We start from the raw sequence: 13,792 nt of genomic DNA, 5'->3' as shown, positions 1-13,792 counted from the left end.
AATACCGGGGTTCAGCGTGGGCAACCTACGTGAGCGTAACCGAACAGCCTGAGAAGGCAGTGAGCGAAAAACAGACTTACAGTTCCAATGTGCAGTCCCCCGCGGCTGCGGAAATGCAGGTCTGGACGCGGTCACCCTCGCTGTGCTGCTTGCCGGAGCGCAGGTCGATCACGTGCCCCGCTGTCAACGGCACCACACAGGTCTGGCAAATACCCATACGGCAGCCGAACGGCATCCGAACACCCACGTTTTCGCCCGCTTCGAGCAGTGTGGTCGCCCCGTCCACAGCTGCTTTCTTGTCGGACTTGGAGAACGTGACGGTGCCGCCCGAACCGGACGTATCGGCGCGTGAGATCTCGAACCGCTCGAGGTGCAGCTTGTGCTCGATACCCTCGCGCTTCCACGTCTTCTCGATTTCCTCGAGCAGTGCGGCAGGACCGCAGGCCCAGGTGTCGCGGGTACGCCAGTCGGGGTAGAGCTCGTCGAGCGAGGACAGCGCGAACTTGCCATCGGATCGCGTCAGCTGCACGTGGGAGGTGAACTCGGGATGCGACTTCTCGAGGGCAGCCAGCTCGGCTGCGAACATCACCTCGTCCTCGGTGGGTGCCGAGTGGATATGCACGGTGTCGGGCATGTCGTCGTGGCGATCGAGCGCTCTGAGCATCGAGATGACCGGGGTGATGCCGCTGCCTGCGGTGACGAAGAGAATCTTGGCGGGCGGCGGAACGGGCAGTGCGAAATTGCCCTTCGGTGCTGCGAGTCGCACGATGGTCCCCTGCGGCACGCCGCCCACCAGGTGTGACGACAGGAACCCTTCGGGCATCGCCTTGACAGTGATCGAAATCAGCTTGTCTTCCCAGTTGGGCGGCGAGGTCAGTGAATACGACCGCCAGTGCCACCGGCCACCCAGATGCAGTCCGATTCCGATGTACTGACCCGGCTGGTAGTCGAAGTTGAAGCCCCACCCGGGCTGGATGACCAGCGTCACCGCTGTGGCGGTTTCCTTCTCCACGCGTACGACGCGGCCGCGCAGTTCACGAGCAGACCACAACGGGTTGGCAAGGTGCAGATAGTCGTCGGGCAGCAAGGGGGTGGTGATGCGGGTGAAAGCACCACGCAGCATGTTCAGCCTCGGCCGCTTGGGTGCCGAGACACCGGCCACGGGGGCCTCCAACCACTTCTTCAGATCCATCGGGTGTTTCCCCATCCCCTCGATCGACATACCGAACCGCGTGCGGGCATCGAGGTTACGCTACCGTAGGTTGAGGTCCGGGGTCACCTGTGCGGGCACCTCTACGGTGAGTACCGCCTGGTGACGACGGAGAGCAGAATCACAGCAGGTCGAGCAGAAACGGTAGCTCCTGAGGGGCGTACCACGCCAGCGTGTGGTCCTCGGCATCACCGAGAACGAATTCGGCATCGGCATCGCCCATGTCCGCTGCGTCCACGGCGGAGACAGCTTTGGCAACCGCTCCCTCGGCCCCTTCCAGATCGACGTGCACCGACGCGACCTGATCCATTCGCAGCGGTTCCTTCAGCCGAACTACAGCGTCGTCGAGATCGGGACGCAGGGTGGGATCGTCGACGTCGGCGGCAATCACCGCGCGTCGGTAGACAACGCCGTCGGCCACCGTCCCCGTGTCCGCCTCGTCGTCGACGGCCGCGGCGATCAAGCGCAGCGAGGCACGCGCGGCCTCACCCATCGCGACCTCGGACAGCTCCTCGTCGTCGCCCGACGAGTACGCCTCACGCAAGGTGGGCGTCACCGCGAATGCGGTGCGCGATACCGGACTGAACTCGCCCTCGGCTGCGAGCACTTTCAAGAACTCCAGCGTCGCCGGAACGTAGACACGCATTGCAGAAGACCTCACACTCTCGATTCGTTGCTGGCGTCGACCAACTCTTCCAGCGCCTCGTGCAGAAGCGCTGTCACCACATCCACATCGGGCATCGCTCCACGGTCGGCGTTGAGCCCGAAGAACACGAAACCGTCGTACGACGTCAGTCCGATGCTCAACGCCTGATTCTCGAACAGCGGTGACACCGGGTACATCTCGAGCATCCGGGCACCCCCGACGTACAACGGAAACTGCGGTCCCGGCGCGTTGGTGACGATCAGGTTGAACACTCGTTGCGAGAGTCGGCTACCGGCCCGCGCACCCATGGCATGCAGGCTCGCCGGAGCGAACCCACTGATCCGCATCAGCGTCTGAGCCGTCACACCGCGACTTTGATGAGAATGCGCCTCGGTTGCGTGCGCGATGTGAGACAGCCGGACGACGGCGTTCGACTCCCCCACCGGGAGGTCGACGAGGAACGAGGACACTTCGCTTCGATCGTCCTCGGCCGGCTCGCCGGACATGTCGCTGCCCTCACCGAAACCGACGCGATCGGACGAGACGTACACCGACATCGGCACCATGGCCCGCACCGTGGACGATGCCGTGACGGGTTCGCCGCGCGAGAGCAGCCAATTTCGCAGCGCGCCGGTGACGACCGCGAGCACGACGTCGTTGATCGAGCAGTCGAATCTGTCGTGGATCCTGCGGTAATCCGCCAGCTCGGTCTTGGCCACGGCGAACCGACGATTTCGTGAGATCGGCGCGTTCAGTGGGCTGGACGGGGCGCTCTGCGTCGCGGTACGCAGCACGGCCGCGACCTTGCCCGCGGCGCGCAAGGCGTCGCCCGCGAGACCGGCAACCCCGTTGACCGCGCCGCGCAACGTCTCGATGCTCTCGCCCGGACGCACCACCAGTTCGGTGAGAGCGTCGAGCACCAACACCGAGTCCTTGGGCTCACGGGCGGGCATCCACAGCTCCTCGGCCATCGGCGCGGGGTTCTTGCTCGCGTCCAGAATGACCTGACCGATGTCGAGCGCATTCTCGCCGTCGACGAGTGCCGAATGAGACTTGGTGAAGATGGCGAAACGATTCTTCGCCAGCCCCTCGACCAGGTACATCTCCCACAACGGTCGGGTGCGATCGAGCGGCCGTGAGGTCAGTCGCGCGATCAGGTCGTGTAATTGATCGTCCGTCCCCGGCTTGGGTAGTGCCGAACGACGGATGTGATAAGTGATGTCGAAATCCGCGTCGTCCACCCAGACCGGTCGCGCCAGCCCGAACGCGACTTCCCGGACCTTCTGCCGGTACCGCGGAACCAGCATCAGTCGCTGTTCGACCAACGACAGCAGTCGGTCGTAACTGAAACCGCTCCGCGGGGTCCTGAAGACGGCGAGCGAGCCGAGGTGCATGGGACTGCTGCCGGCCTCGAGAAAGTAGAACGACGCATCCTGCGCCGTCAGTCTGGTCGCCATCGCGTGTCTCGGTCCCCGTCCTCGCTCGTGGTGCGCCCCGATCGATACCGCCAGTTGCGCGGTGTGCTCGAACTCAGAGTACGTGGGTTCACGACACGAGTCCCAGTGCCGGGTGGGCACCGACGTGTCGCCGATCTCGGGAACCGAAATTAGATCGCCACCGTCAATGTCGGTGTGAGCGTCATCGAATCCAACGATCCGCCGGACACCGCGGACGACAGCCCGATACCGTCGCCGGCGGACTCTCGGCTGCGCGCCGAGCACCATTGCTTTCTGTCGCGGCCGGCCCAGTTCGAGCCGCCACTCTCGGCGGGCGCGGTGCACACCTGGGGCCGGGGTGAGAGCTCGGACAAGCCACCGGAACGCCATCCGGCATCGGTACGCAGTACTCGCTCACGCCGCCGGCCCGAGGCACCGCATCGACCCATCGTGCAAGACGTGCCCGCCGATGCGCGGGCGAGCGCCGAACGCGCCATGCGGTTGCTCATCGAGGTGATCGACCGCAGGCGCAGTGCCGAGCAACTGTCACCGTTGTTCACTGCGCCCGTGATCGACCTGATTCGCTCCATCGTCCGCACGCCCCCACCTGGACGGCGACTCGGATTCGCCGCGGTGCGCCGCGTGCACGTCGCTTATGGATCGGACACGTCGGCCGAGATATTCGGCTCGTACACCCGCGGTCCACGCACCTTCGCCTTCGCGGGCCGAATCGAGCAGGCGGTCGACCCGCGGCGGCCAGGATGGACGGTCACCTCGTTGCGAGTGGGTTGAGAACACGGGTCGCCCGGCGAGGTCGCGCCGGATCGACCCGGCCGGCTACTTCTTGCGCTTGGAGCGCGCCGACTTCTTCGGTGCTTTGTTCTGCGCTCGCGCTGCTTCGCGACGCTCGCGTCGGGTTCCCTCGGCCGCAGACTCCGCGCTCGCTGCAGCATCCGATCGCTGCACAGCCGTACCGCCGCCCTCGGCCGGGCCGGAGAACGTCAATCTCTGTTCGTCCCGCTCGTCGAGTCCTTTGGCACGCAGAGCTGTGGGAGCTGCCTGAGCTGGAGCGGCAGGGGCCGGGTCCGCCTTGGCCGCAGGCCGATCGCCCGTGGCTGCAGGTGCCGACGTTGCCGCAGCTGCCGGGCGACCGGATCCGACGGGTGAGGCCAACCCGGGGGCAACCGCGAGACCGGCGGACGCGGCCGGACCTGCCGGGGCAGGGGTTGCTTCGACCTGGAGGTTGAACAGGAAGCCCACCGACTCCTCTTTGAGGCCGTCGAGCATGCCTTGGAACATGTCGTAGCCCTCCCGCTGGTACTCGACCAGTGGGTCTCGCTGGGCCATCGCACGCAGTCCGATGCCCTCCTTGAGGTAGTCCATCTCGTAGAGATGCTCACGCCACTTGCGATCGAGGACGGACAGCAGTACCCGACGTTCGAGCTCTCGCATTCCGTTCTCGCCTGCGATGCCGTCGATCTCGGCCTCACGAGCGGCGTAGGCCGAGCGCGCGTCCTCGAGCAGCGCCTCGCGCAGCTCGTCGCGGCTCAGGTCACCCTTTTCGCCGTCTTCGTTCTCGCCCGAGAGAACCTTGTGGTCGATGCCGACCGGGTACAGAGTCTTCAGCGCCGTCCACAACTGCTCGAGATCCCAGTCCTCGACGTAGCCGTCGCTGGTCGCACCATCGACGTAGGCGGTGATCACGTCGGTGATCATGCCCTCGACCTGGCCCTCCATGTCGGCACCTTCGAGGATGCGCCTGCGCTCCTCGTAGATGACGGTGCGCTGCTGGTTCATCACCTCGTCGTACTTGAGGACGTTCTTGCGGATCTCGAAGTTCTGCTGCTCGACCTGCGTCTGGGCACTCTTGATGGCCTTCGACACCATCTTGGCTTCGATCGGGACGTCGTCGGGCAAGTTGAGCCGAGTCATGATCGATTCGAGTGCGCCGCCGTTGAATCGACGCATCAACTCGTCGCCGAGCGAGAGGTAGAACCGCGACTCGCCCGGATCACCCTGACGACCGGAGCGCCCTCTGAGCTGGTTGTCGATACGGCGTGAGTCGTGGCGCTCGGTTCCGAGAACGTACAGGCCACCGGCCTCACGCACGGTGTCCGCGTCGGCCTTGACCTGTGCCTTGACCTCTTCCAGAGCAGGCTCCCAGGCGGCCTCGTACTCCTCGGGCGTCTCCACCGGGTCCAAGCCCTGCTTACGCAGCTTCAGGTCGGCGAGGATGTCCGGGTTGCCGCCGAGCACGACGTCGGTGCCACGGCCGGCCATGTTGGTCGCCACCGTCACCGCGCCCTGTCGCCCGGCCTCGGCGATGATCGTCGCTTCCTGCTCGTGGAACTTCGCATTGAGCACGTTGTGCGCGACGCCACGCTTGGTGAACTGCTTGGACAGATACTCCGACCGTTCCACGCTCGTGGTGCCGATGAGAACCGGCTGGCCCTTCTCGTGCCGCTCGACGACATCGTCGACCACCGCGTCGAACTTCGCTTCTTCCGTCTTGTAGATCAGGTCGCCGTTGTCGACGCGGACCATCGGGCGGTTCGTCGGGATCGGAATGACGCCCAATCCGTAGATCTGATGCAGCTCCGCGGCCTCGGTCTCGGCCGTACCGGTCATGCCGGAGAGCTTGTCGTACAGCCGGAAGTAGTTCTGCAGGGTGATCGTGGCGAGGGTCTGGTTCTCGGCCTTGATCTCCACCTTCTCCTTGGCCTCGATCGCCTGGTGCATGCCCTCGTTGTAGCGGCGTCCCACCAGGATGCGACCGGTGAACTCATCGACGATGATGACCTCGCCGTCGCGGACGATGTAGTCCTTGTCCTTGGTGTAGAGCTCTTTGGCCTTGATGGCGTTGTTCAGGTAGTTCACCAGAGGCGAGTTGGCCGCCTCGTACAGGTTGTCGATACCGAGCTGATCCTCGACCAGCTCGACGCCGGCCTCGTGCACACCGATGGTGCGCTTGCGGATGTCGACCTCGTAGTGGGTGTCGACCTTCAGCATGGGGGCGATCCGGGCGAACTCGCCGTACCACTTGCTCGACGCGTCGGCCGGGCCCGAGATGATCAGTGGGGTTCGCGCCTCGTCGATGAGGATCGAGTCGACCTCGTCGACCACCGCGAAGTTGTGTCCGCGCTGCACCAGATCGTCGAGCGAGTGCGTCATGTTGTCGCGTAGGTAGTCGAACCCGAACTCGTTGTTGGTGCCGTAGGTGATGTCGGCGGCATACGCTGCGCGGCGTTCGACCGGCGTCATCCCGGACAGGATCACGTCCACCGACAGACCCAGGAAGCGGTGCACACGGCCCATCCACTCCGAGTCACGCTTGGCGAGGTAATCGTTGACCGTCACCACGTGCACACCGTCGCCGGAGATGGCGTTGAGATAAGCAGGCAGAACACACGTCAGGGTCTTGCCCTCGCCGGTCTTCATCTCGGCGATGTTGCCGAAGTGCAACGCAGCTCCGCCCATCACCTGCACGTCGAAGTGCCGCTGGGACAGCACCCGCCACGACGCCTCACGGGCGACCGCGAATGCCTCGGGCAGCAACTGATCCAAGGTCTCCCCGGACGAATACCTCTCCTTGAACTCGGCGGTCTTACCCCGCAGTTCGTCGTCGGAGAGACTCTCGACGTCCGAAGACAGGGTCGAGACGTGGTCAGCGATGTTCTTGAGCCGCTTGACCATGCGACCTTCACCAACACGGAGCAGCTTGGAAAACGACAGCGACGGCACGGGTTTTCTCGTCCTCGATCCTCGGTTCACGGGTACTGACACGAACAAATCTGTTACTCGACGCGTTACTGCTACCTGCACGAGCGCACGGGTTCGTCACCGTGACGTCCGCGCGGCAGTAACCCGAACGCGTCCATGGTAGGCGGTCTCGCTGTGGGTACCGCAGCCCCACTGTCGGTCCCCGAACGACACCACGTCGGCATTCGGACAACCCCGACACAGCACTGCAGGCTCGACGTGGGGATCGTGTCTCCGCCGTCGAGCCTGCAGTGATCGGATATTTCACGGACGGCGAACGAGCCGTTCGCCGTCACGCTCGGTCAGGTGAGCCTGATCAGGCCGTAGTCGAAGGCGTGCCGTCGGTACACCACAGAAGGCCGGTCGGTGGCGCTGTCGTGGAACAGGAAGAAGTCGTGGCCGACCAGTTCCATCTCGTACAGCGCATCGTCGACGCTCATCGGTGCCGCCGAGTGAACCTTCGTCCGAACGATGTGCCCGGGGCCACTCTGATCGTCCTCGAACGAATCCAGCTTGGTCTCGGGGTCGAGTGCAAGCGTGTCGTCCTCGGCAAGTTCAGCGGTGGCCTCGGCGACGGATACGGGTCTCTTCTCGCCGTAGTGGACCTTGCGCCGATCTTTGGTACGCCTGAGTCTGCTTTCGAGTTTCGAGGTCACTGCTTCGAGTGCGGCATAGAAACTGTCTGCGCACGCTTCGGCACGAACGACCGGGCCTTTGCCCTTCGCGGTGATCTCCACGCGTTGACATGCTTTGGCCTGACGGCGATTTCGTTCGTGCTGCAGTTCGACATCGAACAAGTAGATGGAGGGGTCGAAGCGCTCGAGGCGAGCCAGTTTCTCGGACACGTATATCCGAAAATGGTCCGGTATCTCGACGTTGCGGCCCTTGACCACAACGTCGGCATTGCTCTTGGCGGGTTCTTCCGAAGGCTTCTCGTCGAAGAAAACCGAGGCTTGTGAAGGGGTCGTCACGTGTACCTCCCGATATCGGCCACGCCCACTGTTGGACGTGGCAGGTGTGCATGCCGAATGGGGAACCTTCCGGCATCTCGAGTCCGGGGCATCACCTCACGTCCGTGTTTCTACGGGTCGTTCTACCGGTCCGCTCCATCGTGATGGAGCGTGTCCGCGACGTTAGTCGGTCATCGACGCGTGTGCCACCGTTCACCCCGAATTGGTTGTCGGCGTGTCTCGTCGACTCGCGTTCACGCGCTGGCCACCACGATCGCACCGGCCAACGAGATCCCGAAATCGGTTAGCGCTCTTGCGCATTCGGCCAGGGTCGCCCCGGTGGTCACCACATCGTCGACGAGAAGAACGGTCGGTTCGTCGGTTCGCGGCCGCGCCCGGCCGATACCTGGGCGCGACTGTCCGATCACGTCGATTCGGCCCGCCACGTTGTGCTGACGTTGACCTGCCGAGAGGCCGACCGAATCCCGTACTCCCCCGGCCATCTTCAGCAGCTCGGGAACCGATACACGCTCCGGTGCCAACTCGGTCGCTGCGTTCCTCGCACACCGCAGCACCGGGTCACCCCCTCTCGCTCGCGCTGCGCGCGCCCGGGAGGGAGCGCACACCAGAACGAGGGGACTCAGCTCCGGTGGATCGATCTCGCCCGCAGAACGTAGTTGTTGCACCGCACCGGCCAGCGCCCGGCCGAACGGCACGGCCACGGCCCGTCGGCCCCGTTCCTTCAGTGCGATCACCCCGTTGCGCCGAGGACCGGTGTACGTGCCAAGCGCCCAGCAGGGCACCCCCGGATCGACCCGCGGACGCACCCGGACAGGCGGCACCGACAGCGCCTGTTCACAACGGCGACACCACTGCTCCCCCGGCACCCCACACCCGGCACATTCGAGGGGCAGGACGAGGTCGAGAAGCGTTCTCATGACCGTGAAGTGTGCCGGTACCCACCGACACCCGCCGAACGTCAGCCGGGCAGGATCGGCACGGCCTTCACACCGGCCAGGCCGGTGACCTCGCGCCAGTACCTGTCGCCGACCGGATCGGCATTGTTGAGTGCGAACACGGCGCGGGCGTCGGCAACGTACTCGGTCTCCGGTGACGCATCGACCGCCAGAACAGGATTGGTGAGATTGCGCGACGGCAGGGCGTCCATCCTCGAGCCGTCGACCGTCACCTGGACCACCGGAGTATCGGTGGCAACCCGTGCGATCACGATGGCCTCGCCGGTGCTCCAGTCCAGGCTGGTGGCGTCACTGCCGAGTCCGATCGCGACCGCGCGCGGTGCCGTGAGCGAATAGACGCCCGAGGGATCGCGTACCACGGTGGCCACGTACACCACGCCGTCGACGATGAGTGCGGCCCGAACGCCGTCTCGGGCCAGCCGGAGTTCGGTGATGCGAGTTCCCAGGGTGGTGACCGCGCGGGCATCGACCGGTATCACCGATACCTGACCGGTCGAGGGGTCGCGGGCAGCGCGGATGACGTTGGTGCCGTCGATGACGGCCCAGGCGGCGTTGTCGTCGGCTCCCCATGTCGGGCGCGTGATCGACTGCCCCTCGGCCACCGGGAACGCGCCACCGTCGTAGCTACCGACCATCAAGGTGCTCGACGGTGCCGGAGCGGGTCTACCGGTGTCCGCGACGCCGGCCACGAGCGTGCCGTCGTTCGACAAGGCCACCGAGCGCAGATTCCGCGCCTGCCCGAAGTACCCGGGAGCGGGTGTGGTCGCGGCGTCCTCGACGCGGAGCAGTCGACCGGAGGCCAGTGCGTGCAGGCCGACCGATTCGTTGGTGGAGCCCTGCGGATCGAAGGAGTCGACCCCGGCCGTCGTCCACCCGTCCGGCTTCGTCGTGTCGATGGGTTGCCCGTCGGCGAGCAGCACGTACGGCCCGGCCACCTCCGCCGAGGCCAGAGTCCAGATCACCTGTGCGGCAAGCAATTCTCGGTCGCGATCGCCCTTGTTCTGCAGACCACCGAAGTCGATTCTGATGCCGCCGAGACCGACTCCGACCTGCGTGGTCTGCCCGTCCGCCTTCGTGATGGGCCCGCGGATACTGACGTCGTCGGACAACTCGTTGCTCACCGCTGCGGACAGCGCGGACTTGGGTCCGTCGATCAACAATTGGACGAGCTGGTTGGCGAGCTGATCCTGCGATCCGCTCGTCCACCGAACATCGGGCACCAACACCCCACCGAGTGGATCGACGAAGTAGATCGATCGCTGCTGATAGGTGTCCATGAATGCCGAACGATCGATGACCACACCCGGCGGTAGCTTCGAGATGCGCCACTGGCCGTCGACCCGCGTCATGTCGACCGCGATGTCGAACGTGTCCGATCCGGCCTGATACTCCCCGCCGGGAGCCAGAATTCCCGCGGTCGTCGACCGGATCGTGAATTGCGCAGAGTCTGCGGTTCGGGGTCCGGACAGGGTGTCGATCCGATCTGCGACGACGGTACGAGCGCCGTCGTCCCAGGTGTTCGACGAATCCTCGGTCAGGAACTGTCGGGCGGCCTGATGACGGTTGGCCGACACTGCGCTGGCCTCGAAGAAGTCGTCCAGCAGCCGGTCCGGCTCGCGTCCAGGTTCGGGGGCCGGGGCGCTGGTGGGCGCGGCACCGTCGGTCAACGTGCCGATGGCCTGGGGGCTCGAGGACTCGGGCAGGCTGGCACAACCGGAGACGAGGGCGGCGATCAGGACGCAGACGGCAAGCGAGCGAGACAGACGACGAGACGAGCGAATCACGTCGCCGACTCCGACGCGGCCCGCTGCGCACCGGCAGCCGGGATCGGTTGTCCCTGAGCGTATTTCTTGGTGCTCGGCTTCAACGGCAGAGGTGAGCCGATCACCTTGTGACCGCGTACCAGCGGCAACGTGAGCCGGAAACATGCGCCTTCGCCGACTGCACCCCACGCCTCGAGCTTACCGTCGTGCAATCGGGCGTCCTCGACACTGATCGCCAACCCGAGGCCGGTACCACCGGAGCGCCGGACGCGGGAGGGATCCGAGCGCCAGAACCGATTGAAGACCAGCTTCTCCTCGCCGGGGCGCAGACCGATTCCTTGGTCGCGCACCACGAAGGCTGCCGCGTCGGCATCCGATCTCAGGCGCAGCAGCACCGGCTTGCCTTCCCCGTGATCGAGGGCATTGGCCAGTAGGTTGCGCAGGATTCGTTCGACACGACGCGGGTCCACCTCGGCGATGACGGCGGTCTCGGGCATGTCGACGATCACTTCGGTGCCGGTTTCGCGGGCGAGGTGACGCACCGTGGAGACCGCCGCGCGTGCACACATCCGTAGGTCGAGCTGCTCGGCGGCCAGTTCGGCGACGCCGGCGTCGTGGCGGCTGATCTCGAGCAGATCACCGAGCAACGTCTCGAAGCGGTCCAGCTCGTTGACCAACAGCTCGGAGGAACGCTTGAGGGCAGGTTCGAGATCGTCACTGGCGTCGTGAATGAGATCCGCGGCCATCCGCACGGTGGTGAGCGGGGTCCGTAGTTCGTGGCTGACGTCGGAGGTGAACCGACGCTGCAGGTTTCCGAATTCCTCGAGCTGGGTGATCTGTTTGGAGAGACTTTCGGCCATTTCGTTGAACGACATCGCCAGCCTCGCCATGTCGTCCTCACCGCGAACCGGCATTCGCTCCTTGAGCCTGCCGTCGGCGAAACGTACTGCGATGCGGGACGCGGATCGAATGGGCAGCACCACCTGCCGTGCGACGAGCATCGCGATCGCGGCGAGCAGTACCAGCAACACCACGGCACCGATGAACAGCGTGCCGCGGACCAGGGAGAGCGTCCGGTCCTCGCTGGCGAGCGGGAAGATGAGATACAGCTGCAGCGCCGATATGTCGGAACCGGTGGGCGATCCCATGATGAGCGCCGATCCGGAATATCCGCCGTCACTGTCGGTCACGGTGGCGTACTGCGAGCTGATCAGGCCCTTCTTGACGAAGTCGCGCAAGCTGGCCGGTATCTGGTCGACCGGACCGACCGACGCTTCCGCGCGGGTCGCGTCGCCCTCGACGATCAGGACGGGATCGAAGGACCCCGCCGATCCCGTGGTCGACGCGGCGTCGAGGTCCTGGTTCGTCAACGCTGCTCTCGCCCGTTCGAGACGGGTGGACAGGCCGCTCGAGTCATCGGCACCGGCGAGGTTGCCCTCCACCGTGGTCCGCGACCGGTCGAGTTCCTCGGTGGCCGCAGACAGCTTCGCTTCGAGCAGCCGATCGGTGATCTGGCTGGTCAGAACGACGCCGAGGATCAAAATCACAACGAGTGACAGCGTCAGGGTCGAGACGACCACGCGCAGTTGCAGCGACCTCCGCCAGGCATGGCCCAGCGAAGTGCTCAGCGATCGAAACCAACGCAGGAGCGGGGAGAACTTGCCGTTGATTCGTCGCCGAGAGTGGGAAAAACCGATCACGGCGGTCCGGCCTTGTACCCGACCCCCCTCACGGTCAACACCACCTCCGGGTTCTCCGGATCCTTCTCGACCTTGGCGCGTAGGCGCTGAACGTGAACGTTGACCAGGCGGGTGTCGGCGGCGTGCCGGTAGCCCCACACCTGTTCGAGCAGAACTTCACGGGTGAACACCTGACGGGGCTTGCGGGCCAAGGCGACCAGCAGATCGAATTCGAGCGGAGTGAGCGAGACCAGCTCGTCGCCGCGGCTGACCTTGTGCGCGGGGACATCGATGACGATGTCGGCGATCGACAACAGTTCGGCCGGCTCGTCCTCGGTTCGACGCAGCCGTGCCCGGACGCGTGCCACCAGCTCCTTCGGCTTGAAAGGCTTCATGATGTAGTCGTCGGCCCCGGATTCGAGGCCGAGCACCACATCTACGGTGTCGGTCTTGGCCGTCAGCATGACGATCGGGACGCCCGAGTCGGCTCGCAACACGCGACAGACGTCGATGCCGTTCATTCCGGGAAGCATCAGATCGAGCAACACCAGATCGGGTCGATTCTCGCGGACGGCCGCCAAAGCTTGCGTGCCGTCTCCGACCACGAACGGCTCGAATCCCTCACCGCGCAACACGATGGTGAGCATCTCCGCCAGAGCCGAATCGTCGTCCACAACCAGAATCCGAGGCTTCATGGCTCTATCGTGTCACTTTCGGCTCGGCGGATGGCTGATTGAACATGTCGGCGGCGAGTCGATCGGGGTCGACGTCGGCGCGCACGACTCGCCAGGGCGACGCCCAGTTCGTCTCTGCGAGACGGCCGTAGACGGCCGAGGTACGGGTCTGCAGCGATCCGTCGCGTTCGTAGGCATCCCGAGTGCGAGCGGCGTCCGCAGTCTCACGGGCAGCGGCCCGCTCCGCAGCGAGAGCCACCGGTACGTCCAGAAGTACCTGCACATCGGGAACGGGCACATCGAACCGCTCGAATTCCAGCGACCGGATCCACTCGACGGCTGCACCGTCGACGGACTGCTCCAATCGCGCTGCGGTGTAGGCGGCATTGGACGCCACGTACCGGTCGAGCAATACGATGTCGTTGCGAGACAACAAGTTTCGGATCTCGTCGGCCGCATCCTTACGGTCGAGGGCGAACAGCAGCGCCATCGCGTGCACGCTGCCCGCGGTGTCTCCGTGTTCCCCCTGCAGCGCCTCGGCCGCCAGATCGGCATGAACCGACCTGCCGTACCGGGGAAACCCGACCCGGACGACGGCCAGGCCGTCGCGTTCCCACGCCGAAACGAGCCGACGGGCGAGCGTGTTCTTGCCCGCTCCGTCGACTCCCTCGATGACGAAGAGCTTTCCCAACGACCGA

11 protein-coding genes are annotated in these 13,792 nt (G+C 65.2%); 1 reads left to right on the top strand and 10 read right to left on the bottom strand.

What is annotated here, in order from left to right; translation table 11 throughout:
• Positions 1–76: 76 nt before the first annotated feature.
• The 3 genes from E4P29_RS08100 to E4P29_RS08090 all read right to left on the bottom strand — a co-directional run bounded on the left by E4P29_RS08100 (position 77) and on the right by E4P29_RS08090 (position 3,313).
• Complete coding sequence (locus tag E4P29_RS08100; protein ID WP_135043678.1) at positions 77–1,192, bottom strand: ferredoxin reductase; 1,116 nt, start codon at positions 1,190–1,192, stop codon at positions 77–79.
• A 139-nt stretch (positions 1,193–1,331) separates the two neighbouring features.
• Positions 1,332–1,856 (bottom strand): hypothetical protein, encoded by a 525-nt coding sequence (locus tag E4P29_RS08095; protein ID WP_135043675.1) that lies wholly within the window; start codon positions 1,854–1,856, stop codon positions 1,332–1,334.
• 11 nt (positions 1,857–1,867) lie between these two features.
• Positions 1,868–3,313: a wax ester/triacylglycerol synthase family O-acyltransferase gene (locus E4P29_RS08090; protein ID WP_027496513.1), complete on the bottom strand. Its 1,446-nt coding sequence runs from the start codon at positions 3,311–3,313 to the stop codon at positions 1,868–1,870.
• A gap of 174 nt (positions 3,314–3,487) precedes the next feature.
• Between E4P29_RS08090 and E4P29_RS08085 the strand changes: the two genes are divergently transcribed.
• Entirely contained in the window at positions 3,488–4,084 is a 597-nt protein-coding gene (locus E4P29_RS08085) for an Rv3235 family protein (RefSeq protein WP_135043672.1), read from the top strand.
• Between the two features lie 45 nt (positions 4,085–4,129).
• On the opposite strand, the gene secA is transcribed toward E4P29_RS08085, so the two are convergent.
• The 7 genes from secA to E4P29_RS08050 all read right to left on the bottom strand — a co-directional run bounded on the left by secA (position 4,130) and on the right by E4P29_RS08050 (position 13,785).
• Positions 4,130–7,033 carry a preprotein translocase subunit SecA gene (gene secA / locus E4P29_RS08080; protein WP_135043669.1) on the bottom strand — a complete coding sequence of 968 codons (2,904 nt, stop codon included), beginning with the start codon at positions 7,031–7,033 and terminating at the stop codon, positions 4,130–4,132.
• 320 nt (positions 7,034–7,353) lie between these two features.
• Entirely contained in the window at positions 7,354–8,022 is a 669-nt protein-coding gene (raiA, locus tag E4P29_RS08075) for a ribosome-associated translation inhibitor RaiA (RefSeq protein WP_135043666.1), read from the bottom strand.
• Positions 8,023–8,255: 233 nt separating this feature from the next.
• The gene (locus E4P29_RS08070) at positions 8,256–8,939 is read right to left on the bottom strand and encodes a phosphoribosyltransferase family protein (RefSeq protein ID WP_135043663.1); all 684 of its coding nucleotides are present in this window, start codon (positions 8,937–8,939) and stop codon (positions 8,256–8,258) included.
• A 41-nt stretch (positions 8,940–8,980) separates the two neighbouring features.
• On the bottom strand, positions 8,981–10,762 hold the full coding sequence (lpqB, locus tag E4P29_RS08065) for an MtrAB system accessory lipoprotein LpqB (RefSeq protein ID WP_245154216.1): 1,782 nt from the start codon (positions 10,760–10,762) through the stop codon (positions 8,981–8,983).
• Positions 10,759–12,441, bottom strand: a complete 1,683-nt coding sequence (mtrB, locus tag E4P29_RS08060) for an MtrAB system histidine kinase MtrB (RefSeq protein ID WP_135043660.1) — start codon at positions 12,439–12,441, stop codon at positions 10,759–10,761. The genes lpqB and mtrB overlap by 4 nt, the downstream gene beginning before the upstream one ends.
• A complete protein-coding gene (mtrA, locus tag E4P29_RS08055; protein ID WP_027496508.1) occupies positions 12,438–13,115 on the bottom strand; it encodes an MtrAB system response regulator MtrA in 678 nt (225 codons plus the stop codon). Before mtrA ends, mtrB begins: the two co-directional genes overlap by 4 nt.
• 4 nt (positions 13,116–13,119) lie before the next feature.
• Positions 13,120–13,785 carry a dTMP kinase gene (locus tag E4P29_RS08050; RefSeq protein ID WP_135043657.1) on the bottom strand — a complete coding sequence of 222 codons (666 nt, stop codon included), beginning with the start codon at positions 13,783–13,785 and terminating at the stop codon, positions 13,120–13,122.
• Positions 13,786–13,792 lie beyond the last annotated feature (7 nt).

The organism is Rhodococcus sp. 1R11, assembly GCF_004563845.1.
In the GTDB taxonomy this organism is placed as follows: domain Bacteria; phylum Actinomycetota; class Actinomycetes; order Mycobacteriales; family Mycobacteriaceae; genus Rhodococcoides.
Note: the sequence above shows the minus strand (reverse complement) of the source record. Positions and strands in the feature narration are given on the sequence as shown.